Origin of the sequence: Longitalea arenae (assembly GCF_016924755.1) — a bacterium.
Classification (GTDB): domain Bacteria; phylum Bacteroidota; class Bacteroidia; order Chitinophagales; family Chitinophagaceae; genus Niastella; species Niastella arenae.
Window position 1 is genome coordinate 82,257 of record NZ_JAFFJX010000008.1, and the last position, 22,478, is coordinate 104,734.

Genomic DNA, 22,478 nt, shown 5'->3' on the forward strand with positions numbered 1-22,478 from the left:
ATGTCGCTACAATTAAGTGTCCTGGACCAAACCCCCATTCGCCGGGGCAGCAATGCTGCGGAGGCCTTACAGGAATCTATTGAATTGGTACGCCTGGCCGATAAACTGGGATATACCCGGTACTGGCTCAGTGAACACCATAATACCATAACATTAGCAGGCGCTGCGCCGGAAGTATTAATTGCCCGCCTGGCGGCTGAGAGCAAAAGGATCCGGCTGGGCTCAGGGGGCATCATGCTTCCCAATCACAGCACGTTGAAAGTGGCGGAAAATTTTAAATTGCTGGAAGCATTGTATCCGCAACGGATCGACCTGGGTGTGGGCCGCGCGCCGGGTGGCGACCGCATCACCGCCCAGTTACTGAATCCTTCCAATACATTCGATCCGCAGGAATACATTCAGCAGATCAGCGATCTGCAGGATTTTTTAACCGATCATCCTAACTACAATAATATCCAGGGTAAAGTGCGGGCTATTCCACAGATCGATACCGTTCCGGAAATGTGGATGCTCACCAGCAGCGGCGAAAGCGCTTACCTGGCCGCACATAGCGGAATGGCTTTAAGTTATGCGCAGTTCATAAACCCGGTTGGCGGAAAAGACGCCATCGCTATCTACCGGCAACGCTTTAAACCTTCGGCCCAATTAACATCCCCTAAAGCAAGTGTTGGCGTTTTTGCATTTTGCTCAGAAGATGCACACAAGGCAGAACAGGTGCAGGCCGTTATGGATTACCGCTTGTTGAGCTTTGAAAAAGGCCGGTACGATGAGATCCCTACATATGAAGCGGCAAGTGCATATAAATATACCGAAAATGAATGGCAGCGTGTTCTGTTCAACAGGCAACGTACCATTGTAGGCACACCAGATATTGTTCAGGAGAAGATAACAGCATTGGCCGCTGAGCTGGATGTTCCCGAAGTGATCCTGGCTACTTTTGCAGAAACCAAAGAAGACCGGTTTCGCAGTTATGAATTGCTGGCGGAAATTTTTAGCTTAACCGCTAATGTGGAAAAATAGTTTCCTTACCGGTACTGCATTATAATGCATTTCAGGCTGTCATTCCAGACAGCCTCTTCTTTTTACTGGTAAATTTTATTTCCTTGTGAAACAAACAGAAGATCGCCAGTGTACCACCTGACTGACGTCTTATTACCTTATCCCCGTGAAACCCAAACCAACCAGTAGACTGAGAAAACAACGCTGAGTCGCAAATCTTTTTTATTAAACTAGTCGTATAGGAATATATGAAAATTAAAGCTATTGTAACGGGTGCATCCGGTATGGTAGGTGAAGGGGTTTTGCATGAATGTCTCCTGCATCCCGATGTAGAGGAAGTGCTGGTTGTTGGCAGAAGAACGGCAGGGGTGCACCATCCCAAACTAAAAGAAATACTGCATAATAATTTTTTCGATCTCTCGCCTGTTAAAGATCAGCTGAGGGGCTATAATGCCTGCTTCTTTTGTTTAGGCGTCTCCTCCGTAGGCATGAAGGAAAAAGAGTATCATCATCTTACGTATGATCTTACCATGCATATGGCGACCATACTGGCCGACCAGAATCCCGGTATGACCTTTTGTTATGTGTCCGGCGCAGGTACTGACAGTACCGAACATGGGAAAATGATGTGGGCCCGCGTAAAAGGACAAACAGAAAATGACCTGCTGCGATTGCCCTTCAAAGCCGCTTATATGTTCAGGCCGGGTTTTATGAAGCCTACCAAAGGATTGAAGAATACATTAAAAGCATACAAATTCATCAGCTGGTTATATCCGGTAGTAAGGCCCCTGTTTCCCAAATATGTTTCCACTTTACGCGAGTTGGGATTGGCGATGATTCATGCGGCCACCCGGGGATACGAAAAGCAGGTGTTGGAAGTAAAGGATATTGTGAAGCTGGCGCAATAAAAGATCCCGCCGGGCGGGATCCAAAAGCAGCGCTTGTCATTGGTTAGCTTTCAAAGAGTATTGAAGGTGCAGGGGTCTCTAACGGATTAATGTGCCGCATAAAATTGTTATTGGGCGATCAATATCTTACTGCTATATTTCCGGCCTTTGATATAAACATTCAGGAAATAAACCCCATTGCCCAGTTTCGGCAATTTCAGGTTGATCATATTCCCGATAAGCACGGGTTGAAGGGGTATACTGATGCCGGTATTGCTCAGCAATTCAACCTGCAGGTGTTGCGCCGATACATTTTCCTGCAAACTGATCTGTACATGATCACGGGCCGGGTTTGGATGAACGACCAGTTTGTTATTATTGTAAACATCATCCAGTTTAGCTGTGACAACTTGTGAATAGCTGATTGAACCGCCGGCGTGCCGCTGTTGTAAACGGTAATAGGTAACCGGGTAGAGAGGCGCCGGATCTTTGGCAATGTGTTTTTGAGCAGCTGAACTACCTGTTGCAGTGATCGTATTGATCGCTTCCCAACTGCTGCCATTGCCTGATCGTTCCAGGATATATGTATCACCTGCCGATTCCTGTTCTGCCGTCCAGCTGATCGTAACGGCATCAGCTTCGGGTTTGGCGTCAAAAGCGCTTATGGTTACCGGAAGGGCCGCGCATAGTGCTCCTGCCACTACTTCGGCAGAGACTGTATAAAAAGTAGCCGGACTGTTTTGATTGTTATAGGAAGTCGTGATCCAGCTCGCATTTCTTGCTGTGCTGGAGATCCTGAACTCATCAAAATTTCCATAGAAACCTTCATCTGCTGCATATTGTGATCTTCCGAAATAATTGGCGGTATTTGTTCCCAAGTTGCTTGGGCGCAGGGTTAATCCCGTATTGGTGGCATTTACAGCGCCGTCATAATAAAGTGTTCCTGTATTGGTACTGGCATCAATGGTTACTGCAAAATGGTGCCAGGCGCCGGTGCCGGTTGTAGTAGCTGAAGATACCTGTTGCTCGGTTCCATTGCCATTGATAGTGATGGCAAACCGTTTCACGCCATTACCAGCCATACTGGGAGTAAGGAACATATTGAAGGTGGTATTTCTGCCAAAATCAAAAATACGTTCCCAACTGGTGTTCACTGTTTCCAGGTACACCCATCCTTCGAACGTGAAATTCGTTACGGTGTTGAATATATTGCTCGGTAATTGCAGATGGCGGGTGGCAGCTCCTGTAGGATAAGGAGAAGAATTATTATTCAACCGGCGGCCTTCTCCGATCTTGGCCGTTACATTGGCGGTACTGTTATCAGTCAGGTTCCTGCCATTTGCCGTACCATCGGTTACGCTGCTGTTAAAATGGTAAACGCCCATATAGTTGGCGTCCCATACCGAAGCAGTGGAAGGATTGGCAACAACGCCCGTTTTGCCATAGAACATATAGATCATCGTATTGCTGCCATTTGTCAGTGAGGGTAGTTGAACCCAGGCAACATATTCTCCGCTGCTGGCTACATACCGTTCTATTTGCATGGGTAGAATAGTGCTGCAGTCGGGCAGCGTGAAAACGATATCATAGCCATTGGCATTTTGAACACGGCCGTCATTGCCGGTTGTTCTTAAAGAAGGATCAGTAAAACTGATCAATACAGGAAAATTGGTTACTGGACCGGCTATGCGCGAACCTTGTATGGTGATGGTTTTTCCATACGTGTAACCTGATAATTGTGCAGTTAGCTTTTGGGTGAAAAGCATGGTTGGGACGAGCAGACAGAAGAATCCCTTCTTCAAAGTGCTACTCTTTACTTTGAACTGTTTCATGGGCCTTAACCAATTAATAAACTTCTGCTTTGTTACGGAATCTCATGTAGCAGGAAAAGCGAAGTCAGGGTTTATAACCGATGGAATTATAAAAAAATTGCCCGGAAGGCCCGGAATATAAAGGGAAACCTTTATTATTTGATATATGTCAACAAGTACCTAGGCGTAATGGAAAATGTATATAAAGTATTAAGCAGGAACAGGATGCAGGAATGCATTATAAACTTGTATATGTTTAATGTCTTATTGCATAAGCTGTAATGCAATCAGCTTTTCATCAGGTTTTCCAACATCGGTAAATGCCTGATCCGTTTGCCACAGGCTTTATACACCGCATTGGCAATAGCGGCTGAAGCCGGCCCCTGGGCTGCTTCTCCGGCGCCCATGGCCTTTTCGTTGGGCTGATCCAATACGACCACCTCCACTTCGGGAACCTCGTTAAAACGCATGATGGGGTAAGATACCCAATCGCGGCTGGTGATATGTTGTGCATCATATTTAACCTGTTCCAGCAGGGTCCAGCTGGCCGATTGTATCAAACCACCTTCTGTTTGATTGATCACGCCATCGGTATTGATCACCTCACCTGAATCGATAGCCGCCCACATTTTTTGCACCTGTATTATTCCTTTTGCTGGTTCTGCAAAGACTTTCGCCGCTACGGCGCAATAGGATGCGGTATTTTTATACCGGGAAAAAGCGATTCCCAAACCTGTATTGGCCGGTAAGCTGATGTTAGCCGTTAGTTCCTGCACTTTTCGAATCACGGCTTTGGCCCGTTCATCAGCCAAATGCGCCAGGCGGAAAGCAAAAGGATCTTTTCCGGCTTTTTCCGCCAGTTCATCCATGAATGATTCAATGGCAAAGATATTCGCATAAGCGCCCAGGCTGCGTAAGGCAGATGCCCGCAATGGACCCTGAACGATATGTGCAGTGATCAGCTGATTGGGAATTGTATAGTATGGTTCTGAATTGCGCGCAGCGCCACCGCCATGTCCTGGTTTTGCTTTGAGTGGCGTGGCTATACTTTGTGCAGCGATGAGGTTGTTGGCTTCACCACCGGGCCTGATGCTGTGGGTATCTGACCACAGGTCGTATTTCCAGCTGGTTATATTCCCTGCGCTATCCAGCACGGCAGCAGCCTCCATGATCATGGCGCTGCCGTAAGGCTCCCACGCATGTTCATCGGCCCGGGTCCATTGCAGTTTAATGTGTTTCCCCGGGTAAGCCATGGCCAGCAATGCCACATCGGCTGCTACATCGTCGGCTCCATTGTGCCCATAACAGCCGCTGCCGGGCACACCGGTAACATGGATCTTTTCTGTGGGCAATTGCAAGAGTTTCGATAAGGAGTTGCGCAAAGGATAAATGCCCTGGGAATGTGACCATACATGCAGTTGCCCATTGTCGTAGATGGCCACGGCGCAGGAAGGGCCGATAGAGGCATGCATGTGGTAGGGCTTAAAATATTGGGCTTTGATCCAGGCGGCATCCTTCCCTGGCAGCGTTCCTTTTATACTTGGTTCATCTGGTTGCTCAGGCAAAGATTTCAAATAAGTGATCAGGTCCCTGGCTGCAGGTAATTTGGCGCCGGCCGACCATTTACTGTTTTGTTGCAACCATCGCTGTGCTTTTATGGCCTGGTATTCTTCTTTGGCAATGATGCCAACAAAACTTCCATTCACCACTGTTTTCAACACCCCGGGATTCGTTTTCTGCAATGCTTTTTCATCGAACTTAAGCAGTTTTGCTTCATATGCTGGCGGCCGTACAATGCTCGCGTACACCATTCCGGGGAAACGCAGGTCCTGCACATAATACGCTTCGCCGCGTACCATATGGTTGAGCTCATTACGCGGAATGGCTTTGCCAACCAGTTTGTATTTGTCTTTTGGTTTCAGGGCAACAGGCGCCTGCACATTATCAGTGAGCTGTTTACCGTTCAACAGCTGATGAAAGGTAAAAACCCGGTCGCCCGAAAGCGTGCAGATCTTGCCGTCAGTAATTGTCAATTGATCAACAGGAATGTTGAACTGTTGGGAAGCCAGTACAAGTAATTTCTGGCGGGCGGCGGCTGCAGCATAACGCACCGCCATGGCGCTCTGTTCAATAGAACCGCTGCCAACGGTATATCCTTCATCGGGTGTGCGGGCGGTATCAGCCAGCACCACCTCTACATTTTTTATTGGAAAGTCAAGCTCTTCGGCGGCTACCTGTGCAATGGCGGTACCAATACCCTGGCCTAATTCCAGCTTGCCGGTGAAAATGCGGATCTGGCCGTTCGCTAATACCTCCAGCCAGGCATTGATATTTGGATGTCTTTTCAAACTTTGCGGCAAATCCTGGAACATCGGCGCCGGCACATCGATGAACGATCCGCTGATAGTGAAACCGATGGCCAGGCACCCGGTATTCTTTAAAAAGTTTCTTCTGTTCATAACCCCATCGTAGGTTTTAGTGCAACGAAAGTTTATATGGAACTATTTTCCCTGTTGTTTGGCGGCAGCCTTTTTTACAGCTTTAATAATGCGGCTCTGGGTGCCGCAGCGGCAAAGGGCGCGTTGCAAGCCGGCCCTGATCTCTGCATCGCTGGGTTGGGACTTTTCGTTGAGCAGGGCAACGGCTGAGATCACCATTCCGTTCATACAATACCCGCATTGCGCGGCCTGTTCCTCAACAAAGGCTTCCTGCACCGGGTGCAAAGTATTATCTGGCCGCACCAGTCCTTCAAGCGTAATAATGTCCTTGTCTTTTACGGCGGCTACGGGTACGAGGCAGCTCGGTTCCGCTTTGCCGTTAAGCAGTACCATGCAGGCGCCGCATTGCTGTAATCCACAACCGTATTTTGGACCGTTCAGGGCCAGTTGATCTCTTAAAACATATAACAGGGGAGTAGCCGGGTCAACAGCAAGGGTATGCTTTTTCCCGTTTACCTGCAATTGGATGGTGCTGTTCATGATGACAAGAATTTTCAGGCGGTTTTGCCGCTGTATGCCAATGGCAATAATTCCCATAAGTTAGGAAATTATGTCCAAAAGAGGTGAGTCGCACCAGGGAGCTGATTATTACAGGCATTAAAAAACAGGAGGAGAATTTTAATGTGCCCAATACAGGCGCTTGCCGGAACGCGCAGGCAATTACCGGCTTTAGCGCCTGTAGCTGCAACACGTACAGGGCTAAAGCATAACCGGTAATGAATATTGATTAGATGGTAAAGCTGAATCTGCGCACCTTTTAGTGAGCTTCTTGCGGGCTCGCATCGTTCCTTATCTTTTTGTCTTCCAGGAAGCCATTCGATTTCACCCATAGGGTAAGTGAAATAAGAGAAGTAAGGATCATTAAACTCGACAGGTTGACTTCGCCTTTCAGGTACAGGATAGCACTTACAATACAACTAACGACAATGCAGGCCAGTTCTAACAGCAGGTAAACAATTTTCATATGGTACGGTTGGTTTATGATGAATGAATAAATACGCATTTGTTTATCAGCACAGGCTGATAACATACCAATACAATTTGCTGGTTGGTTCCGGGAAATGGAACGGTTACATGTGCGTAAGGAAATTGGAAACAGAACGGGCAGTTAAATACAGGCCAGGGGCAATAAGCCTGTGTGCTTTACAAATTTGGCATCCAAATCTTAATAGTGCAAGCTTTTACCGATGTTTATCAGATATTTATTTTAATAATGGTGAACTGCTTTGTTGCTTTCCGATTACAGTTGTTAAATAGTTGCAGATTACAATTGAACAATATCAAAAATAGGCACCGGCGGGTCGAATGACTGGTTATCTTCCGGCTGGTTATAGATCCTGTTTACAATGTCCATCCCCTTTACCACTTTACCGAAAGCTGCATAGCCCTGTTTATCGGGATTGTTCTCGCCGCCAAAATCGAAACCGGGTTGATCGCCCAGGCAAATAAAGAATTCGCTGGTGGCCGTTCCCGGCGCCAGGCGGGCTAATGAAATAACGCCATTCTTATGCTGTAAACCGGTTTGTTGTGTGGTCTCATGGGGAATGCCGCTAAGCGTATCGTGCACTTTGGGATTGGAGCGGTACAAACCTCCCTGGATCAGTTCCGCCTTTTCTGCATTGGAAGGCTGATTATCGCTATTCAATACACGGTAAAACGAACTGTTCTTATAATAACCGGCTTTTACATAAGAAAGAAATGCCGCTACCGTCTTCGGCGCCTGATCAGGATATAATTCCACTTCAATATCACCCAGCTTGGTTTGTATTTCAATATGCGGGTTTTTATACCTGGGTCCACAGGCCGCCATCATTAAAGAGATGGTTAAAATAAGAAGGTATAGCTTGCGCATGCGTTGGTTTTAACAATGCAAATTAAATGGTTTGCAGAATATGTTGTATACTAATAAGGCAGTTTCTATTCGCCATGTTAAAGAATCATCAAGCCGCTGTTAAGGCTTTCACAAATGGCCTGTGATTTCAAACCCTGAATAAACCGCGAGAACAATAACACTTCTTATATATGACCACTCTTTATTCACTTTTAAAACACCTGGTCATGAAACCGATTTTACGCTTAACCTTTTTGTTTATTGCCATAGCTTCTTTCTCTGCCTGTACAAAAGTTGTGGTAGATGTACAACCTGCTATTACCGGTTCCTGGGTACTTACCGATGCTGCTCACAAAGATGCCTACGGATGGTATGCCGTTAATACCGGTATTGAAAATGGCGTTTTCCACTTTTACAATAATGGCCGGGCCCGCTATACGGAGAATGGGGTAACGCTGGAAGGTACCTGGACCATCCGCACCATAACCGATGGGTATTATGATGAGTTCGGCGTTTATTTTACCAATTCACACCAGGACCTGTCGATCCATGTGTCGAGCTATTATGGCGATGATGCCATCGATATGTACTTCGATAATGTGAAGATCTATGGCAACTCCTTCGTAGCCACTAATTACGCGAATAACTATATCGGCCGTTACCGCTTCAGCAGATATTAATTGGGTTTGAATTCGTACTTTTTTGAAGGGTTATAAATGACACCAGCCATCCGCTAGCAGTGGATGGCTGGTTCTTTTTTATATGTTTAAGTGTGGCATACCCGATCTGTTGCCGGTGCAGCTTACATGACTGTTTTTTTAGGCTGAAACTCCTGTTCCCATTCCGCCATTTGCTGCAGCAACTGGTAACTCGATACAATGTCCTGTGCAAAAGCAGATTGACGGTACGAAAGCTCAGCACCTTTACCCTGCAGAAGCAGCCAGGCATTGTTCACAAGTTGTTGTTGGTTGAAGCTGCGGTCGCCCAGGGAATGATAGTACTGCATTTGTTGCTGCAGGTCTTTTTTCAGGGATGCGGCTACTTTAGCGGCCAGTTGCCAATCGCCCGAAAGATAACATGCTTCTAAAAACTGAAGCGAAAATATATTGTGCATATTGCCCCGGTTCGATGTAAAACCGTATGGAACATTGGTTTCATTAACATGGTCATCGAAGCGATATAAAATGCGGCGGGCTTCTTCTTTTCTGCCCGCCAGGGCCAGGCTGCGGGCTACCTGCGCATGCGCTCCTTTAATGGTATTCAAACGGCGTCGGTTCTCTTCATCGAAATAAACGCCTTTGAGATGCGCATGCCCGTAGCCAAATTTTTGCATAATGTTCTTATAGGCCACATCGGTATTTACGCCGCTGGTATTCGTATTGTCTACCGGCACCAGTTGGTAGGTCAGCCCGTTCAGACGGGTGTATTTTTCCAGGCCCAGGTCCTGCGCAGTGCCGCTGTTCGTAAAGCATATTGGCCGCTTCCACTGGTTGCCGGCAATAACGGCCAGAATGGCCAGGTCATTCTTGAACAGGTAGTTCTTTTTGCTGAGGTCTATTTGTAAAGCATCCACTACTTTGTCGCCGGCGTTTACGGTGCCATTGGTTGTCACCGTTTTCAGATCCACCGGCACACTGAATTTTTGCGCGGGATATAAATGGTATACATCGCCGTCTTCAGACATAGTGGTGTACCTGGGATCATCACTGCCTATTATATTTTTAAGAATATGGTGCAGGTCGTAGTATTTGCCGGTTTCGTAACCGGGCATTTGCTGGTAGTACACTACATTCAATTTATCGCCTGCCACCTGCTCCGGTGTGAACACAACATTGAAGGGAGCGCTGTTATTCACTTTGTAACGCAGCTGATCGATGCCCCAATCGGTACCAATAAGGGTAGTAACTACTACCCGTACATCTTTTCTGATGCCTTCTACTTCCTGTGCATACCATAAGGCATAGGAGTCGTTATCTTCTGCCGTAAAGAGGATGGCATTGGGCGGACAACTCTCCAGGTAATTTTTAGCCAGATCGAGGGCAAGGGTTTTTTTACTGCGGTCATGGTCATCCCATTCCTGCTGCGCCATAAGCGCCGGAACCGCCAGGAAACAAATAGCACTGGCCAGATAAGCTGCCATGGGTGCTTTTACCATTTTTTCCAGAACCTGTTTTACCCATAATACACCGAGTCCTATCCAGATAGAAAAAGCATAGAAGGAACCCACGAAGGCATAATCCCGTTCACGCGGCTGGTAACCTGCCTGGTTCAGGAATATCACGATGCCCACACCGGTAAGCAGGAAGAGTAAGCTGTTTACCAGCAGATCGCGGTGTTGGCGTTTGAACTGGAACAAAATGCCTGCAACACCCAGGAGCAGCGGCAGCATGTATAGTTTGTTATGGGCTTTGTTGCCGATATGAGTACTGTCTGGCATTTTCTGCTGGCTCCCATACATGGCGTTATCGATAAAGGAAATGCCACTGATGAAATTACTGTCACGTGGGTTGCCAAAGCCCTGGAGATCGTTTTGGCGGCCGGCAAAATTCCACATGAAATAACGCATATACATCCAACCGGCCTGGTATTTCATAAAGTATTCTATATTGTCGCCCATGGTAGGAGAATCGTCAGGGCCCAGGCCGGCAAACTGCCGGTAACAATCTATTTGTCCACGCTCGTTACTGTCATCGTACATCCGCGGGAAGAAATGCGAGGAAGGCGTATTGCCCCAATCCTGTTTGTACCGGGAACCCGCTGCTTCATATTTTTCTTTTCCTCTAACATATTGCTCTCCCGTCTTAACGAAAGGCGCCTTATCGGTAAAATCGGGACCATACAAGATGGGCCAGTCGCCATATTTTTCCCGGCTCAGGTAACCTTCGAGGTTAATGGGATTGTCGATATTATACATGTCAACACCGGGGTTGGCATTGGAGCGTATCATGGTGGTGAGATAAGTAGAATAACCCAGCAGCATAAAGGCGGTGCTCCACAGGCCGAGTTTCATATATTGCCATCTTCTTTTATTGGCCAGCCTGATGCCCCAGCTTATACCGGCGGCTATAAGCAGGAAAAAGAATGCAAAGCCCCAAAAGAATGGTGTGCCGAGTTCATTTACGAAATAGATATCCAGGGCACCCGCGCCTTTCACGGTATAAACAATTATGAACTTCATGATAAAGCCGGTGATCATGCACCCGGTCAGGAAAGCAAGGATGGTATTTCGACGGGTAACTGTAAAGCGGTTGAAATAATATACCATGATGATGGCCGGTATGGTAAGCAGGTTCAGCAGATGAACACCAATGGAAAGACCCATCATATAAAAGATAAAGACCAGCCATTTGTCGGCCCCCGGCTGCCTGCACTGTTGTTCCCATTTTAATATGGCCCAGAATACCAGCGCCGTGAAGAAGGAGGAAAGTGCATATACTTCGCCTTCAACAGCACTGAACCAGAAAGAATCTGAAAAGGTATATGCAAGCGCTCCTACAGCACCTGAACTGATAATGGTGAATATTGCCTGGCGGCTAAGCGCCTCGCCGTTCTTTTGCACCAGTTTACGGGCAAAATGGGTAATGGTCCAGAAAAGGAACAGGATGGTGAACCCGCTCACAATGGCGCTCATACTATTTACCGCAATGGCGGCCGTATGCGGATCATTGCCAAAGAGAATGATGAAGAGCCGGGCGATCAGGAGAAAGAGCGGGGCGCCGGGTGGGTGGGGTATGCCTAAGGTATAAGCGGTTGAAATGAATTCGCCACAGTCCCATAAGCTAACGGTTGGTTCCATGGTGAGCAGGTACACCGTACAGGCGATGGCGCATACTGCCCATCCTGCCCAGTTGTTCACTTTGTTGAAGTTCATTTTGTTGGATTTAAAGTTGAGTGTGTTCCTATATAGGTTATACAATACACATCCGGCCCACCTGTTTTCACGGGGTGGAACTTTAATCCCTACTGTGTTCCTGGTAATTAGAAAGCGCCTTTCTTAATTAAACTTCCATCAAAGATGATATTCTAACAGATTCTTAAATTTCGAATATATTTTGCCAATTCCATTTCAAGGGATGTGATCAATATCCTATAGAAACGTTAATTGTTGGCAAAGCGGGCAACCTAAGCAGCTAATTCAGATCATAACAAGGCAGATATGTGAATTAAGGATCATACAGTAGCTGTACAATGGCATAAATTTTTCTTTTCCTGTTACATCAATAACCTGCCAATATGAACAATGGTACTCGTTCTTTAGTGGTAATCGCCCTGCTGCTTTTGGCCGCTCATGGTGCGAACGCGCAAAAATTATTATTTGTGTTTGCACACGGGCAATACGCCTCGCCGGTGCAAAGCAGTTTTAAAAATGATTATAATTTCGGATTGGGCGCGGAAGCCGGGGTAGGTATTGGTCCGGGTAAGACCAAACTGGTAGGTACAGTCGGTTATACGGTTTTCGATGCGAAGTCAAAAGAACTGGGTAATATTACCTATGTACCTGTAAAGGTAGGTTTCCGCAGGTATTTTTTACCAGGTAATCTATTGTTCCTGCATGCAGATGCGGGTATTGGTCATATTAAGGATAAAACCACCAACAGTTCTTATTCCCGCTTTACAGCCGATGTGGGCGCCGGTGCTAAATTGGGTCCCCTGGAAGTAGGTATCGCCTATGATGGATTCAAACGTGTTGGTGCTGATGGATATGCCTCATGGCTTGCCTTTAAGGCGGGTTGGCGGTTTGGATTATAAGTTCACAGTTCAAAGTTCTCAGTTCATTTGTTGTTGAATTGATTAATCAAGCTGGTTGGCTAGTCAACTTATCAACGCCTACATTGTAATAATTACAAACAACCTTTTATTTCTTCAATCGTTTCCAGGAAACGTTTCTCCTGTTTGATCCCTTTCTGCCATGCCAGATCGCGTTCAATTAAGTCAATTTCTTTTTTAATGGTGGCGCCGGCTTTGCCGGGTTCTGTGCCCAGGATAAATACCGTATCTGAAATGGCCACGCTCGTTTCGATGTCGTGCGAAACAATGATGAGCGTCTTTAATTCATCTGATAACGATACCTGTAATATCAGCTCAACGGCTTTGTCGAGCATGCACACATCGAGGCCGCTGAAGGGTTCATCGAGCAGTATAAAGTTGGAGCCCTTTAACAGCTGCTGCATGATACTGACCCGTTGACGTTGCCCGCCCGACAATTGTTGCGGATACAAATGCAGGTGACCGGAAAGCTGGAATTGTTCTGCATACTGTTCTATGGTTTGTTTTTCCACCCCAAACAAATGCTTATTCTTTTTGGCGGCCAGTAACAGGGATTGATATACGGTTCGCCATTCGAACAGGTAATAGTTCTGGAAGATGACGCCCATATCACCGGCTTTTACGGGTTGGTTGCCATGAATGAGCACCTGACCGGCAGTAGGCGTTTGTAAACCCGACATTATTCTAAACAACTGTGTTTTGCCAATGCCGCTCCGGCCAATGAGTGTGACCACCTGTCCCTGTGAAAATCCGGGCCGCACGATGTTGCGGATACAAAAATTGATATCGCGCAGTACCGGGCGCTCATATGTAAGCTGCACATCTTTTACTTCCAATATTATTTCTGCCTTGGTATGTGCTGTCATGTTGCTTTCACCGTTTTTAATTTGCTATAGGGAAATAACCAATGCCGGATGGTTCCAAGCAAATAGTCGAAACACAAACCGATCAAAAAGATCACCAGCTGTAATGCCAGTACATTGGTAAGGTCGTTGTACTTGTTGTATTTTATCAGCAAGGTGCCGATGCCGCCTTCACTCATGCTGAGGCCTTCGACCATCGTGATCATTAACCAGGAGATGGCAAAGTTCTGGCGAAGGATCTCAAACACCTGGTCGGCTTTGCCAACGATGATCACCTCATACAAGGTTTGCCAGTTGTTATAGCCCAGGGTCTTACATAAGTCATATTCCTGCGGATCGATCTGTACGATCACCGACAGGAAAGAGGTTACAAAGAAGGGCACAATGCCAAATACCAGCAATGATAATTTCAGCTCGCTGCCATCGCGGGTGAGCAGGGTGAAAATGAATATGAGTCCCGTAAGGGTTAAATAGCGGCATTTGACAATGAACAGAGCTACGCTTTTAAAAAACGGGAGCACCGACAGGTAAGTGAATCCAAGGGTTATTAAAATGGAGAACAACATGGCTTTTAAAGTAAGCAGCAGGCTTACCAGGATATTGTCGAGCAGTAGCCTGCTGCCCAGCAACTGAAAAAAAGCGGCAGCTACTTTGGCGGGCCCGGGTATTAAACCAGCCGAGAGCCCATGCCATACCACTAAGGTAGTGAGCACCTGCCCGGCCACCAGGAGCATAAAAGTCTGCCGCTTGATCGTTGCAAACGGCTGGATTAATTTTTTCATGTTTTTGATTGGTTTATTCTCCCAACACAATTTCTACACGGCGGTTCCTGCTTCTGCCGGCTTCTGTATCATTATCGGCCACCGGTTTTTCAGCGCCATAGCCTTTGGCTTCGATCTGGTTTTCTTTCAAACCTTTTCTAAGCAGGTAAGTTCTTACCGCTTCTGCGCGCTTTTGTGATAGCGGACCGTTTACGTCATTGCTGCCTTTATTATCGGTGTGGCCATATACACCCAGTTTTAAACCTTCTGCAACAACAGCCGATTCAAATATTTCATCGAGCAGTTTATAGGATGCAGGTTTGATCGCGGCCGAGCCGGTCTCAAACTGAATTGCATAGGATTTGGTTGAAACAGCTTCGGTGATCTGTTCGGCATATTTTGTTTCAATGGCCTTGCCTTGTAATAATTCAGGGTGGTTCGAGATCACGCTGAACAAAAAGGATTTGTCAACGGCTTTCTCGTAAGGCAAAAAGCTGGGCATGATGTTCGGGTACATTTTCACCATCAGGTTACCGAAAGTGTTGTACACGGCTTTATAGCGGTCTACCTTATCATCGCCCAAACCATAGGTGTTGGCCATATCGTTCAGATTGAAGACCGCAGAGCCGCCGAGATTCACTTTCAGGCCCTGGATATCTTTTTCTTCCACCCCGTTAAAGTATTTTAACCAATAAGCGGCATTTTGCTCCTGGTATAGTTTGGTGCTCACTTCGGCCGCAAATTCCTTGGCTTCATTGAACGAACGTACCTGGTCGCCGGCCTGCGCCAGGGCAATGATCATGTTCTCTATATCGGTGCGGTGATCATAGGCCCATTTTTTAATGGCAATGGTTTGATTACTCATTTGCGAAGCATACTGCCGGGTACTGGCAATCGTTACCAGTCCGCCCTTTTTAGTAGCGACATTTACGTCACCGGGTGTCCAGGTGGCTACTGCATCCACCCCTACGGTAGTATCTCTGCCGGTGGTTTTGCCGTTTACGATCAGCTTCCTTTTTTCGGTGTAACCGGTGATATACTTGTTAGGCGCGTCAAGGAAGTCGTTGGCGGCAATGAGGTTGATGGCATTACCGTCATAGGTGGTTTCATCGGGATTCACTTTCAGGCCGTTGTCGCCGGCCCATTTCAGCAGGATATTGATGTCACCGTCGCGCAATACGCCGGCCACACATTTGCCAAGCGCGTTCTTCGCATCCTGCTTCCATGACACGGGACCCATCACCTGGTCTTCCCCATAGGATTTACCGTGGCTGACGGGGATGATTATGGGTTGGTATTCGGGACCTAATGATTCCAGCTCTTTGGCGAGCGAGGTCATAAAGGCCGGCATGCCATCGCCCATAAAGGTGATCAATACACCCGGGGTGTTGGGATTGCTTTTATACTCGTTGGCAAATTTTACCAGGTCGGCCATCTGTTTGTTACAATCGTCCTGGCGGATATACGTAACATCCAGATGCGCTTTGTCGAATAAGGAACCTTTGGTAGTGCGAACGCCACCGTTCGCATACATGCCTCCGAACTGGCTGTTCCAGGCCATACGTTCCCAAATGATCTGGGTACCGCCGTTCACGGCCTCTTCATTTCCTGGTAATGGTAGTTTAACAGCGTTGCCTTGTAAAGAAGCTTCCGGTGCATCGGGCAGCGCTACTTTACCTACTTCAATGGATCCGTTTACATCTTTCGGACGGTTTTGATACCATCGTACAGCGAATATGCCGGCAGTTACAACTGCTGCAATGATCAATACTTTTCCGGCGGGTCTTAATTTTAGTGCCATTGTATATGGTTGTGTTTTTAGTTGTTAGTTCTTGTTCAATGGTGAATGGTCAATGGTCAATGGTGAATACACATCGCGGGCCGCGGAACGGGTAACCGGCAACTGGTAACTGGTAACCGCTAACTGGTAACCGGCAACCGCCCCGCTTAGCTAGTCAAGGAGCCCCCGGTATCTATCTGGTGCCGGAATGCCTTTCAATTTGCCACTATCGCTATTTTTATCGAGCGCATTTTGCGTATAGTTAAAGTCGTTGTCCATATTGAACTGGTTAATAAGCTCAATAGCCTGGGCCGACTTGGCTTTATCTTCCAGCACCTTGTCGTCCATGAAACGCGAGGTGACGTCAATGGCCGATTTGATGTGGCCGATCTTTTCGCCGATCTGCACTTTCAAAATGGCCAGCGCTTTTTCAGCATCCTGGTTCAACTCATCATCGCCCTTGAACGCTTTCATCGCACTGGTTACAGCAGAGAGACCGGTGGTTACCGAATAGTAGAGGTCTTTTTTGGCTTCCAGGTCAAGTTTGGCGTCTTCGAGCATAATACCGCTCTCTTCATAAGCTGCATCGGCAAATTTTATCAGCTTGTTAAGGTCGCCTACGATGGGTGTTACATTGTCAATGTATTCGCGGCAGCGCAATACATTGTTTGCATACAGGTCGATCTGCCGGCTGTTTCTGCCCTGTTCGGCCTGCAGGATCTTTACTTTTTGAATGTTCAGCTGCAGCTCCTTTTCCTTGTCGGTCAGTTTGTCTACCAGTTCACTTTGTTTGCCTTTTAATTTGGCTGCCTGCTGATATAAAGTGTTCCTGTCTTTATAACCCTGCTCAATTTTGGCTTGCAGGATGTTGAAAGGGTTCAGCTCGATGGCAATGCCAATGGTATAGTTGGCGATGAATTCTGAGAGGTATTTCAATGCCCGCCAGAATTTTTTATTGGTAACGATCATCAGTATGAAGCCGAGGATCACGCCACCGATAATGAGGTTCACCAGGTTCCAGGTCACAGTCACCAGCCAGGGCAGTACGTAGGTTAAAAAAAAAGGTAGCCCAGTCCGGCAAATAAGGATATACCTATGACCGTTGTGGCTATGTTCCTGGGTTCAGAGAACCAGCCGGGTGTTTTTGCTTTTTGAATTGGGTTGATCATGTTTTGTTGGTTTATTGTATATAGCGTTTTATTTTTTCCATATCATGGTTGATCCGGTTCTTCATCACTTCACTTTCGTTTTTATAACCGCCGGTATTGGCCTCGATCTTTGCTTCATTCTCTTTTATTTCTCCCTGCAGCGTCAGCAGTTCGTTCTGCAAGGCGCTTATCTCCTGCGCCAGCTGTTGAATGCGTTTATCTTTTTCTTCCAGCTGCCGTTTCTTTTCGTGCACTTTTTCCCTGAGCGCTGCATCAACGGAGTTAAGGAAGTTGTTGGCATCGGTTTCCAGCAATTGCAGGTACTGGCTGGCGGTTGTTAACAATTTTTGTTTGTCGAGCCCCTGTACACTCAGCCCTGCATAAGCGGTGAGGTAACGCACCTGTTCATCAGGGATCGCCTGCATGGCTTCGATCATTTTGCTGAACTCATAATAGTCAGGTCCAGGAATATTGGCTTCGTGGAACAGCTTGTCGAAATAAGCGGCAAATTTGCTGTTTACCGCTGAGGCATAGGGGTTACCACCAGCATTGCTGGTAAAACTGAATACAGGTTCCGGCGCTGCTTTCGGCAGTTCTTCTTTAGGAAGCGGTTTTGCTGCTTCCGGTTTTTTGTCGTCATTCACTTCCACGAAAGCCGACAGGATCTTTTTTCCTAAGCTGGCCATAGTTGTTTGTTTTATGATTTCCCCGGGCAAAAGACTTCCCTGTCCGTTTTTGCAAGGGATCTGCGCGGAGAAGATTTTCAATGTGTCAATATATCGTCAGGGCAAGGGATTCCTGTTCTCCCCGGCAAGCCGGGAAGTAAACCGCATGTTTACTGCTTTGCGCATAGTACGGTCACTATAACAGTCAATACTGTTATGTCTATTGCAGTGCTGCCTTGTTATTGTGCTGAATGAATCAGAAGGGCAGTGAATCCCTGTGCAAACGGGTACCGGCCATAGGAGGATCGGGCTCCGATCTTTTCAATGTTGTTATTGCGGGTATAACTGACCGTTGTTGTTCATTTTCCTTTGCATCGTATAGCATCTGTCGCAGCGTTAGCAGAATTATTACAACCAGTAACGGACCGATCCAGATTTTTAATTTCATCACTGATCTTTTTTATTGCTTTTCAGCATGATAATAACAGGACGTATTTTTAGATAACTGTATTTCTTTCCCATGCCGATCGTCGTTTCGACATCGGGCATGGCAGGTGCAGCACGCAACCTGGTGGGCTGCATGGTAAATGGCTGGGCATGGTTTCCCGGCTTAGTAAGTTGGGAAGATTAAGATCGGCGATTTGCTGGTGGTTTCACTCTTTGGCGGTAGCGTGCGAAGAGAAACTCTAAGTAGTGGTTCATGTTGGGTGGAGAAGGGTCTCCTGTTTGATTGATGGAACAAAGGTATAAGGGTGTTAACATTTCATTTGACGCATCCGGCACGAGCGGTAAGTTTTCTTTGCCAGCCGGTAAAGTATGTGTGATAAGTGGAAAAATAGAGGGCTAAGTGCTGAAATCGGTGGTTAAGTGGCAGACTACTTGGGGCTTGACTGTTCTGCGATCTGAAAGTTTTGTATGGCCCAGTTGCACATTTCCTGAATTACGGGTATAAAGGATCTGCCCTTTTCAGTAAGCTCATATTCCACCTTTTGCGGCAGTACATCGTAGACTTTACGAACAATCAATCCGTCGGCTTCCAGTTCCTTCAACTGAGTGGTCAGCACCTTTTTGCTGAGGCCCTCTACGATCCGGAAGATCTCTCCGAAGCGGTTGACGTCGTGAACGATGAGGTTAAAGATGACAGGCTTCCATTTGCCGCCAATAACATGGTTGGTGATACGTACAGGGCAATTGCCCACCTTGTTCACCATACTCAGGAAATGATCGAATGATGCGGATTGTTTTCTCTGCTGCAGGCTCTTCAAATATGCTATCCTGTCCATGTCTTTTCTTATTTTGATTCAAAAATAACGCATGGTCACCCTCGGTGTGCAAATAAGCGGCAAATTAAAAGGAAGATGCAGCGCCAAGCAGCTAGTTAACTCAAGGTAATCCGGGCAACTGCAGGGTTGTGATAAAGAAAATGCGGTAGTTACCTTTAGGTAACTACTTGATATTTCAATGAGAAGCTTTTAAGTTTGCCGCTTGTTATAATTATTCTCTAGTATTGAAATGTATTGTGATGAAACAAAGAATTGAATTCAGCAGTGAAGGTGTTCAAATTGTTGGTGTTTTGCGAACACCCGCTCAAAATACCGGAACAAAATTTCCACTTGTTATTATTGCGCCCTCCTGGATCAATGTAAAGGAGCAATTCGCAGCGATCTACGCTGAAAAGCTCACAAAGCTGGGATATGCTACGCTCACTTTCGATTTCCGGAATTATGGTGAAAGCGGCGGAACTCCAAGAAATCTTGAACTGCCGCTCAATAAAGTGACCGATCTTAAAAACGCCGTGCTATTTGCAGAAACAGTGCCGGAAGTGGATGCTGATAAGATCTATATGTTGGGTATTTGTGCCGGCGCCGGCCATGTGGTGATGGCTGCTGCTGATAATCCGAAGATCAGGAAATTGGCCCTGGTAGCTTCCTGGTTGCATGATGCCGAAGCTGTGAAATTGTTTTATGGTGGCGCAGAAGGAGTGGCAGAGAGACTGCGAAAATCAAAAGCAGCACAACAAAGGTTTGAACAAAGTGGTGAGGTTGAATATGCTCCCAAAGCAAGTCTCACCGATCCTTCTGCTGCAATGTATGGCGATTTCAGTTACTACCTCGATGAGAAAAGAGGCTTGATCCCTGAGTGGGAGATCGGCAAGTTCGCTGTGATGTCGTGGGAACCTTGGCTTACCTATGATCCCAACCCATATGCCGCCAGGATCAGTTGTCCGGTGCTGATGGTTCATTCCGAGGGTGCTGCCTTACCTGAAAATGTGAAAAAGTTTTTTGCTTCGATCGCCTCTACGCCTAAAGAAATTTACTGGACAACCGGTAGCCAGTTCGTTTTTTATGATGGAAAGCAGGTCGATGAAGCGGTTGGTCAAATTGATCATTTCTTTGACAGTAAATAGTTCCCGGTGAAAATATTATTATACATTGCGATTGCTATAGCTCCGGCGTTTACGGCAGCATGCGCACAAACAATTACTCAGGCAAAGCAAAACAAGAAAATGGAACAGGAGTTAATAATACAAAAATGTAATAACCTCTTTGCGGGCGTTGATGCGAGAGACTGGAACCGGGTGAAAGCAACAATGGATAAGCAGGTGCTGCTGGATTATTCCTCCATGTCTGGTCATCCTGCCGCTACGCTAAATGCCCAGGATATTATCGATAGCTGGAGCTCTTTTTTGCCTGGGTTTGACAGTACGCAGCATCGTATAGGTGGTTTTGTTGTTAAAGTAGAGGGGAACACGGCTACGGCTCATTTAGATGGGACGGCCAATCATTATATCGATAGTGAAGTCTGGACGGTGGAGGGAAATTATGACGTAAAACTTGTGCTTACCGGCAATGAGTGGCTGATCCGTGAATTCAGGTTTAATTTTTTAAAGCAAAGCGGGAATATGGATCTTCCCAAAAGGGCAACGGAAAGGATGAGCGCGAAACAAAAATAATTGTGCAGGAAGTGGTGACAATAAATAGCCCGGAAGAAAAATTGCTCCGGCCTTCGCACTGAATTTTGGTAACGGACAGGAAAAGGTCAATGGTCAATGGTCAATACACATCGCCGTGAAACGGGCGACCGGTAACTGGCGGCCGGTCAATGGTGAATGGTCAATAACTAATACCTCTGATAGGCAAATAATCGATAACTGAATAACTCAACAACCAAGATCATTTACTCTGCAGCATCTTTAATAACTTCCTGTCAAGCTTGTGGCCATACCAGTTTTCGTATTGCACATCGGCACGGTTCGAATTCAGGATACCAAAATCTCCCTTCAATTCCCACAACGCGAAGCCAATGCCGTTAGACGTAAGAATGTCGAGCACATCGCCAAACCAGGCCAGGAATACATCGTGTGGTGTTTCTTTCCAGCAGCCGCATTCGCCGCAATGAACACCCACTCCTTTTTTCACCAGGTCTAGCCAGGGTTTGTAATATTCTTCCAGCACAGCCCGGTTGTAGAAACGGCCTCCAATGTTGCCAGGCCAGAGTGGTTTTGGCTGGTAGGCCGGATCGGGATATACCCAGGGTGCTTTATAATGCGAGATCTCATAAGGAAAATAACCGCGGCAGCTTTGGCCGATATTCAGATCAGCCAGTTCGGGAACGGCGTCAGCACCGCCGTTGTTGCCATCGGCAATCACATAAAAATTGGGATTTTCTTTACGGATCGCTGCTGTTGCCGCCTGGGCCACCTTACGGTACAAAGCACCGGGAACCGCGGTGGTCTTCGACATACTATCATTTACATTATCGCGGTAGCTGGGCTCATTCACCAGGTCGAAACTGATCTTACTGGTTGACATATTTTTAAAGCGCTTTGCCCAGAAGTTCCAATGATGACAAAATGCATCCTGTGCTTTTTTCTCATTCCACAGGTTGTAAGGTTCATTATAACCTGTGCTTACACAATAGCCCGGCGCCCGGTGTAAGTTAAGGCTCACATGCAGCTTATACTTCTGGGCCAGGTAAATGGTTCTCTCTATAGCGTTCACCTTCTTTTCATCTATTTTGTACACATCTTCTTCCTTGATAAACTTCTGATGAGGCGTCATCTTCAGGTAAGTAGGATAAGCCATCGGTATCCTGATAAAATCGAATCCCCAGTCAGCGACCCACTTAAAATAATCTTCGGCAGTGGGAGCGCCTACATACCAGGGATCGGGCTGAAAGTAATCAGGGATGTTAAACCCTTTCCATTTGGGAAGTTTGTTTTTTGTGGGATTATTTTTCTGGTTGAGTGAGGCAATTTCGGGTAATACTTTTGTGTATGCCGCCAGCTGTGCAACTGTAGCCATCCCTACATGCTTGAGGAATGCACGGCGCTTCAGGCCTTTATTCAGTGTCATACAATCCAGGAATTTTAAAAGTGTGAAAAAAGTTCCGCTATAAGGAACCGCCTTACTGATATGCATGAAATGTACCAAAATAGTGCATTATCAAGGTTTCTGTAAATTGAAAA

Annotated in this window: 19 protein-coding genes; 6 read left to right on the forward strand and 13 right to left on the reverse strand. The window is 46.7% G+C overall.

Annotation, left to right across the window (positions count from 1 at the left end):
• Both JT717_RS16770 and JT717_RS16775 read left to right on the forward strand, forming a co-directional pair.
• The gene (locus tag JT717_RS16770; RefSeq protein ID WP_205511659.1) at positions 1–1,020 is read left to right on the forward strand and encodes an LLM class flavin-dependent oxidoreductase; all 1,020 of its coding nucleotides are present in this window, start codon (positions 1–3) and stop codon (positions 1,018–1,020) included.
• A 227-nt stretch (positions 1,021–1,247) separates the two neighbouring features.
• Entirely contained in the window at positions 1,248–1,907 is a 660-nt protein-coding gene (locus JT717_RS16775) for a Rossmann-fold NAD(P)-binding domain-containing protein (RefSeq protein WP_205511660.1), read from the forward strand.
• 107 nt (positions 1,908–2,014) lie between these two features.
• On the opposite strand, the gene JT717_RS16780 is transcribed toward JT717_RS16775, so the two are convergent.
• From JT717_RS16780 to JT717_RS16800, 5 genes are all read right to left on the reverse strand, one after another.
• The gene (locus JT717_RS16780) at positions 2,015–3,718 is read right to left on the reverse strand and encodes a DUF2341 domain-containing protein (protein ID WP_205511661.1); all 1,704 of its coding nucleotides are present in this window, start codon (positions 3,716–3,718) and stop codon (positions 2,015–2,017) included.
• 266 nt (positions 3,719–3,984) lie between these two features.
• On the reverse strand, positions 3,985–6,156 hold the full coding sequence (locus JT717_RS16785) for a xanthine dehydrogenase family protein molybdopterin-binding subunit (protein WP_205511662.1): 2,172 nt from the start codon (positions 6,154–6,156) through the stop codon (positions 3,985–3,987).
• 42 nt (positions 6,157–6,198) lie between these two features.
• Positions 6,199–6,675: a (2Fe-2S)-binding protein gene (locus JT717_RS16790; RefSeq protein WP_205511663.1), complete on the reverse strand. Its 477-nt coding sequence runs from the start codon at positions 6,673–6,675 to the stop codon at positions 6,199–6,201.
• A gap of 277 nt (positions 6,676–6,952) precedes the next feature.
• Positions 6,953–7,159: a hypothetical protein gene (locus JT717_RS16795; protein ID WP_205511664.1), complete on the reverse strand. Its 207-nt coding sequence runs from the start codon at positions 7,157–7,159 to the stop codon at positions 6,953–6,955.
• 300 nt (positions 7,160–7,459) lie between these two features.
• On the reverse strand, positions 7,460–8,047 hold the full coding sequence (locus tag JT717_RS16800) for a peptidylprolyl isomerase (RefSeq protein WP_205511665.1): 588 nt from the start codon (positions 8,045–8,047) through the stop codon (positions 7,460–7,462).
• Positions 8,048–8,253: 206 nt separating this feature from the next.
• Here JT717_RS16800 and JT717_RS16805 point away from each other — a divergent pair, with 206 nt between their 5' ends.
• Positions 8,254–8,706: a hypothetical protein gene (locus tag JT717_RS16805; RefSeq protein WP_205511666.1), complete on the forward strand. Its 453-nt coding sequence runs from the start codon at positions 8,254–8,256 to the stop codon at positions 8,704–8,706.
• 122 nt (positions 8,707–8,828) lie between these two features.
• Here JT717_RS16805 and JT717_RS16810 read toward each other — a convergent pair whose 3' ends face one another.
• Positions 8,829–11,897, reverse strand: coding sequence for a glycosyltransferase family 117 protein (locus tag JT717_RS16810; RefSeq protein WP_205511667.1), 3,069 nt, complete (start codon positions 11,895–11,897; stop codon positions 8,829–8,831).
• 362 nt (positions 11,898–12,259) lie between these two features.
• On the opposite strand from JT717_RS16810, the gene JT717_RS16815 reads away from it, so the two are divergent.
• On the forward strand, positions 12,260–12,775 hold the full coding sequence (locus JT717_RS16815; RefSeq protein WP_205511668.1) for an outer membrane beta-barrel protein: 516 nt from the start codon (positions 12,260–12,262) through the stop codon (positions 12,773–12,775).
• 92 nt (positions 12,776–12,867) lie between these two features.
• On the opposite strand, the gene JT717_RS16820 is transcribed toward JT717_RS16815, so the two are convergent.
• The 6 genes from JT717_RS16820 to JT717_RS16850 all read right to left on the reverse strand — a co-directional run bounded on the left by JT717_RS16820 (position 12,868) and on the right by JT717_RS16850 (position 19,293).
• On the reverse strand, positions 12,868–13,659 hold the full coding sequence (locus JT717_RS16820; RefSeq protein ID WP_205511669.1) for an ABC transporter ATP-binding protein: 792 nt from the start codon (positions 13,657–13,659) through the stop codon (positions 12,868–12,870).
• Positions 13,656–14,438 carry an ABC transporter permease gene (locus JT717_RS16825; protein WP_205511670.1) on the reverse strand — a complete coding sequence of 261 codons (783 nt, stop codon included), beginning with the start codon at positions 14,436–14,438 and terminating at the stop codon, positions 13,656–13,658. The genes JT717_RS16820 and JT717_RS16825 overlap by 4 nt, the downstream gene beginning before the upstream one ends.
• Positions 14,439–14,451: 13 nt before the next feature.
• Complete coding sequence (locus JT717_RS16830) at positions 14,452–16,218, reverse strand: OmpA family protein (RefSeq protein WP_205511671.1); 1,767 nt, start codon at positions 16,216–16,218, stop codon at positions 14,452–14,454.
• 150 nt (positions 16,219–16,368) lie between these two features.
• Complete coding sequence (locus tag JT717_RS16835; RefSeq protein WP_205511672.1) at positions 16,369–17,229, reverse strand: hypothetical protein; 861 nt, start codon at positions 17,227–17,229, stop codon at positions 16,369–16,371.
• A 148-nt stretch (positions 17,230–17,377) separates the two neighbouring features.
• Complete coding sequence (locus JT717_RS28970) at positions 17,378–18,031, reverse strand: hypothetical protein (protein WP_240348173.1); 654 nt, start codon at positions 18,029–18,031, stop codon at positions 17,378–17,380.
• 854 nt (positions 18,032–18,885) lie between these two features.
• The gene (locus JT717_RS16850) at positions 18,886–19,293 is read right to left on the reverse strand and encodes a winged helix-turn-helix transcriptional regulator (RefSeq protein WP_240348175.1); all 408 of its coding nucleotides are present in this window, start codon (positions 19,291–19,293) and stop codon (positions 18,886–18,888) included.
• A gap of 239 nt (positions 19,294–19,532) precedes the next feature.
• On the opposite strand from JT717_RS16850, the gene JT717_RS16855 reads away from it, so the two are divergent.
• Positions 19,533–20,417, forward strand: a complete 885-nt coding sequence (locus tag JT717_RS16855; RefSeq protein ID WP_205511675.1) for an alpha/beta hydrolase — start codon at positions 19,533–19,535, stop codon at positions 20,415–20,417.
• A gap of 99 nt (positions 20,418–20,516) precedes the next feature.
• A complete protein-coding gene (locus JT717_RS16860) occupies positions 20,517–20,963 on the forward strand; it encodes a nuclear transport factor 2 family protein (protein WP_205511676.1) in 447 nt (148 codons plus the stop codon).
• 220 nt (positions 20,964–21,183) lie between these two features.
• Here the strand turns inward: JT717_RS16860 and JT717_RS16865 are convergent, their stop codons facing one another.
• Positions 21,184–22,365, reverse strand: coding sequence for a glycoside hydrolase family 5 protein (locus JT717_RS16865; protein WP_205511677.1), 1,182 nt, complete (start codon positions 22,363–22,365; stop codon positions 21,184–21,186).
• Positions 22,366–22,478: the final 113 nt, after the last annotated feature.

What these genes read in the sequence shown, in the direction of transcription:
- JT717_RS28970 (WP_240348173.1), bottom strand. Translation starts at nt 18,031, where the DNA reads ATGGCCAGCTTAGGAAAAAAGATCCTGTCGGCTTTCGTGGAAGTGAAT.
- JT717_RS16770 (WP_205511659.1), top strand. Translation starts at nt 1, where the DNA reads ATGTCGCTACAATTAAGTGTCCTGGACCAAACCCCCATTCGCCGGGGC.
- JT717_RS16805 (WP_205511666.1), top strand. Translation starts at nt 8,254, where the DNA reads ATGAAACCGATTTTACGCTTAACCTTTTTGTTTATTGCCATAGCTTCT.
- JT717_RS16815 (WP_205511668.1), top strand. Translation starts at nt 12,260, where the DNA reads ATGAACAATGGTACTCGTTCTTTAGTGGTAATCGCCCTGCTGCTTTTG.
- JT717_RS16800 (WP_205511665.1), bottom strand. Translation starts at nt 8,047, where the DNA reads ATGCGCAAGCTATACCTTCTTATTTTAACCATCTCTTTAATGATGGCG.
- JT717_RS16810 (WP_205511667.1), bottom strand. Translation starts at nt 11,897, where the DNA reads ATGAACTTCAACAAAGTGAACAACTGGGCAGGATGGGCAGTATGCGCC.
- JT717_RS16850 (WP_240348175.1), bottom strand. Translation starts at nt 19,293, where the DNA reads ATGGACAGGATAGCATATTTGAAGAGCCTGCAGCAGAGAAAACAATCC.
- JT717_RS16785 (WP_205511662.1), bottom strand. Translation starts at nt 6,156, where the DNA reads ATGAACAGAAGAAACTTTTTAAAGAATACCGGGTGCCTGGCCATCGGT.
- JT717_RS16775 (WP_205511660.1), top strand. Translation starts at nt 1,248, where the DNA reads ATGAAAATTAAAGCTATTGTAACGGGTGCATCCGGTATGGTAGGTGAA.
- JT717_RS16860 (WP_205511676.1), top strand. Translation starts at nt 20,517, where the DNA reads ATGGAACAGGAGTTAATAATACAAAAATGTAATAACCTCTTTGCGGGC.
- JT717_RS16795 (WP_205511664.1), bottom strand. Translation starts at nt 7,159, where the DNA reads ATGAAAATTGTTTACCTGCTGTTAGAACTGGCCTGCATTGTCGTTAGT.
- JT717_RS16790 (WP_205511663.1), bottom strand. Translation starts at nt 6,675, where the DNA reads ATGAACAGCACCATCCAATTGCAGGTAAACGGGAAAAAGCATACCCTT.
- JT717_RS16820 (WP_205511669.1), bottom strand. Translation starts at nt 13,659, where the DNA reads ATGACAGCACATACCAAGGCAGAAATAATATTGGAAGTAAAAGATGTG.
- JT717_RS16780 (WP_205511661.1), bottom strand. Translation starts at nt 3,718, where the DNA reads ATGAAACAGTTCAAAGTAAAGAGTAGCACTTTGAAGAAGGGATTCTTC.
- JT717_RS16855 (WP_205511675.1), top strand. Translation starts at nt 19,533, where the DNA reads ATGAAACAAAGAATTGAATTCAGCAGTGAAGGTGTTCAAATTGTTGGT.
- JT717_RS16825 (WP_205511670.1), bottom strand. Translation starts at nt 14,438, where the DNA reads ATGAAAAAATTAATCCAGCCGTTTGCAACGATCAAGCGGCAGACTTTT.
- JT717_RS16830 (WP_205511671.1), bottom strand. Translation starts at nt 16,218, where the DNA reads ATGGCACTAAAATTAAGACCCGCCGGAAAAGTATTGATCATTGCAGCA.
- JT717_RS16865 (WP_205511677.1), bottom strand. Translation starts at nt 22,365, where the DNA reads ATGACACTGAATAAAGGCCTGAAGCGCCGTGCATTCCTCAAGCATGTA.